We start from the raw sequence: 3,760 nt of genomic DNA on the forward strand, positions 1-3,760 counted from the left end.
CGCACGGTGCCCTCACCGCGGTGCACGTCGTCCGACATCCGCACGAGCGCGAAGTAGAACTCCAGCGTCATGCGGAACAGCGCGAGGGAGATGATGACGAAGATCGGCCCGAAGACGAGGGCGAGGATGCCGATGACCGGCTCGGTCGCGAAGCCGACGACGACGAAGCCCAGCCAGTACAGGCCGATCAGCACCATCCCCACGAGGTAGACCCAGCTGACGATCTGCGGGGTGATGAGGGTCTGGAAACGCCAGTCGAACAGCGCCGCGAAGAAGCCCTTCGGCGACTGACCGGGCTGTCCCTGGGGCGCTCCGGGTGTCTCGTAGCCCCACGGCTGACCACCCTGGGAGTAGGCCGGCGGAGGAGGCGGGACCTGCGGCTGGCCATGGCCGGGCTGCGGCGGCTGGTACGGCGGCGGAGGGGTGGTCACTGTGGGTCCTTTCGACCTGGAGGGAGCGAACGGGGCGAGGTTAGCCCAGGTCAGCGCGGCACGACACCGGTATGGGGACACCTGTTCACGGGTCCTTCTCCCCATGGCCTCCGACGCAGGCCCGCAACTCCCTCGCGCACGGGAACCGCGCGCACTAGCGTCGGCGGGATGGACCTCCCGCTGCTGCCGCCGGTCGCGCCGATGCTGGCCAAGTCCGTCCCGGACGTCCCCGAGGGTGAGTACCTCTACGAGCCCAAGTGGGACGGCTTCCGCTCGATCGTCTTCCGCGACGGGGACGACGTCGAGATCGGCAGCCGCAACGAGCGGCCGATGACCCGTTACTTCCCCGAGCTCGTCGAGGCGGTGCGCGCCCAGCTGCCCGAGCGCTGCGTCGTCGACGGGGAGATCGTCGTCGTCACCGGCGACAGGCTCGACTTCGAGGCGCTCCTCCAGCGGATCCACCCCGCCGAGTCCCGCGTGCGGAGGCTGGCGGCCGAGACCCCGGCCTCCTTCGTCGCCTTCGACCTGCTCGCCCTGGGCGACGAGGACCTCACCGGGCTGCCCATGTCCGAGCGGCGCGCCCGGCTCGAGGCGGCACTCGCCGGCGCGCAGGCCCCGGTCCACCTCACCCGCGCCACCCGGGACACCGCGCTGGCCCGGCAGTGGCTCGACCAGTTCGAGGGCGCCGGGCTCGACGGCGTCGTCTCCAAGCCGCTCGGGCTCGGCTACCAGCCCGGCAAGCGGGTCATGCTCAAGACGAAGCACGAGCGCACGGCCGACTGCGTCGTCGCCGGGTACCGCCGGCACAAGAGCGGCGACGTCGTCGGCTCGCTGCTCCTCGGGCTGTACAACGAGGACGGCAGGCTCCAGCACGTCGGCGTCACGTCCTCCTTCACCATGAAGCGGCGCGCCGAGCTCGTGGAGGAGCTCGCCCCGCTGCGCCTCGCCGAGGGCGAGGAGCACCCGTGGGCGGAGTGGGCCGACGCAGCAGCCCACGAGAAGGACCGGCTGCCCGGCGCGCAGAGCCGCTGGAGCGCGGGCAAGGACCTGTCGTTCGTGCCGTTGCGCCCCGAGCGCGTCGTCGAGGTCGCCTACGACCACATGGAAGGCACCCGCTTCCGCCACAGCGGCCAGTTCCGGCGCTGGCGCCCGGACCGTGAGCCGGAGTCGTGCACCTACGAGCAGCTCGAGGTGCCGGTGCGCTACGACCTCGCCGACGTCCTCGGCTGAGGCTCAGGCGGCGACGGGCTCGGCCGAGGCCCGCGGGGCGCAGACGCCGGTGTCCGCGGCGAGGCGGGCGACCTCGGCGCGCTCGCGGCGCCCGGGGCGTACCGCCAGCAGCGCCCACAGGATGCACGTGAGATCGACGAGCTCCTGCAGCCAGGCCCCGGCGAGCGCGGGCAGGACCCCGAACGCCGCGACGATCATGAGCCCCACCGACAGTGACACCCCGATGCCGATCGACTGCCACGCCACCCGCATCGTGCGGCGGCCGACGTAGACGGCACGGGCCACGCGGGAGAGGTCGTCGAGGGTGATGACGACGTCGGCCGACTCGCTCGCCGCGCTCGCCCCCCGCGCGCCCATCGCGACGCCGACGTCCGCCGCGGCGAGAACCGGGGCGTCGTTGACGCCGTCACCGACCATCATCACCGGGCGGGGCCGGGCCGAGCGAACGGCGTCGACCTTGTCCTGCGGGAGGAGCTCGGCGCGCACGTCGTCGATGCCCGCCTGGGCGGCGATGTGCCGGGCCACGTGCTCGCTGTCGCCGGTGAGCATCATCGTGCTGCGCACCCCGACGCGGTGGAGGGCTGCCATCGTCACGGGCGTCTCGGCGCGCAGCTCGTCGGCCAGGGCGACGTACCCGGCGTAGCGGCCGTCGACGGCGACGTGCACGCCGGTGTGCCCCTCGGGCGGGTGGGGCGGCTCGGCGCCCGTCTCCTGGGCGACGAACCTCGCGCTGCCGACGGCGACGAAACGGCCGTCGACGATGCCACGGACCCCGTTCGCCGGGATCTCGGTGATGTCGTCGGCGGCGGGCAGGGCGGCGCCCCCGGCCTGGGCAGCGGCCACGACGGCGGCGGCCAGCGGGTGGCCGGAGTACTGCTCGACCGACGCGGCGAGGGCGAGCAGCTCGTCCTCGCCGCCCTGCTCCGCGTGGACCGAGGTGACGCGCGGGACACCGTAGGTGAGCGTGCCGGTCTTGTCGAAGGCGACGGTGCGGGTGCGGGCGAGCTGCTCGAGCGTGCCGCTGCTCTTGACGATGACGCCCAGGCGGGCCGAGCGGGACATCCCGCCGAGGAACGCGACGGGGGCGGCGATGATGAGCGGGCAGGGGGTGGCGACGACGAGCACCTCCGCCAGCCGGACCGGCTCCCCCGAGACGATCCAGGCCCCGGCGGCCAGGGCGAGGGCGAAGAGGGTGAACGGCACGGCTACCCGGTCGGCGAGCCGGACGAACGGCGCACGCGACTCCTGCGCCTCGCGCACGAGCGCGATGATCCGCTGGTACTGCGACTCGGCGGCGCGGGCGGTCGCGCGCACCTCGATGGCCTCCGCGCCGTTGACCGCGCCGGAGAGCAGCTGGTCGCCGCGGAACTTGTCGACGGGGATGGACTCACCGGTGAGCGAGGACTCGTCGAGGCTCGCGCCGTCGGACTCGAGGACGCCGTCGACCGGGACGACCTCGAAGGGCCGCACGAGGAGCCGGTCCCCGACCGCGACCTCGTCGACGGGCAGGTCGGTGAGCCCGCCCGCGCCGTCGAGCCGGTGGGCGGTGTGCGGGGCGTTCTCCAGCAGCCCGGTGAGCTCGCGCCGCGCGCGGCGGGCGGCGTAGTCCTCCAGCGCCTCACCGCCGGAGAGCATGAGGCACACGACGAGCGCGGCCCAGTACTCCCCCACCGCGACGGTCGAGCCGATCGCGGTGACCGCGAGGAGGTCGACGCCGTAGCTGCCGGCGCGCAGGTCCCGCACCATCCCGCGCGCCTGGAGCAGCGCGACGACGACGGCGAAGGCGGAGATCACCCAGCGGGCCGCGGTCTGCTGCCCGGCCCCCTCGAGCACGCCCCCGACGCCCGCGACGATGATCGTCGCGAGGACCATCGGGTAGTGGCGCATGCCGGCGAGGAGCCTGCCCATAGCTCGATCTTCACGCCGCCCACCACCCCTGTCCAGCAAGGAAAGCCTCCCCTGACCAGCACTTTCCCCCGTCACAGTCGAGTTTTTGTGCCGACAGCCGATCTCCGCGCGACAGCCGACTTCCCGCCGACAGCCGACTTCCGCACGACAGCCGACTTCCCGCCGACAGCCGACTTCCGCACGACAGCCGA

General features: G+C 73.4%; 3 protein-coding genes. 1 reads left to right on the forward strand and 2 read right to left on the reverse strand.

Annotated elements, in window-relative coordinates:
- Positions 1 to 431 (reverse strand): DUF4282 domain-containing protein (locus tag FHE66_RS12435; protein ID WP_176554768.1); only part of this gene is annotated, 431 nt, incomplete at its 3' end.
- A 168-nt stretch (positions 432 to 599) separates the two neighbouring features.
- Between FHE66_RS12435 and FHE66_RS12440 the strand changes: the two genes are divergently transcribed.
- Complete coding sequence (locus FHE66_RS12440) at positions 600 to 1,661, forward strand: ATP-dependent DNA ligase (protein WP_139073279.1); 1,062 nt, start codon at positions 600 to 602, stop codon at positions 1,659 to 1,661.
- 3 nt (positions 1,662 to 1,664) lie between these two features.
- On the opposite strand, the gene FHE66_RS12445 is transcribed toward FHE66_RS12440, so the two are convergent.
- Positions 1,665 to 3,569 carry a heavy metal translocating P-type ATPase gene (locus FHE66_RS12445; RefSeq protein WP_139073280.1) on the reverse strand — a complete coding sequence of 635 codons (1,905 nt, stop codon included), beginning with the start codon at positions 3,567 to 3,569 and terminating at the stop codon, positions 1,665 to 1,667.
- Between the last annotated feature and the right edge of the window lie 191 nt (positions 3,570 to 3,760).

The organism is Georgenia sp. 311, assembly GCF_006151955.1.
Taxonomy (GTDB): domain Bacteria; phylum Actinomycetota; class Actinomycetes; order Actinomycetales; family Actinomycetaceae; genus Oceanitalea; species Oceanitalea wutianyii.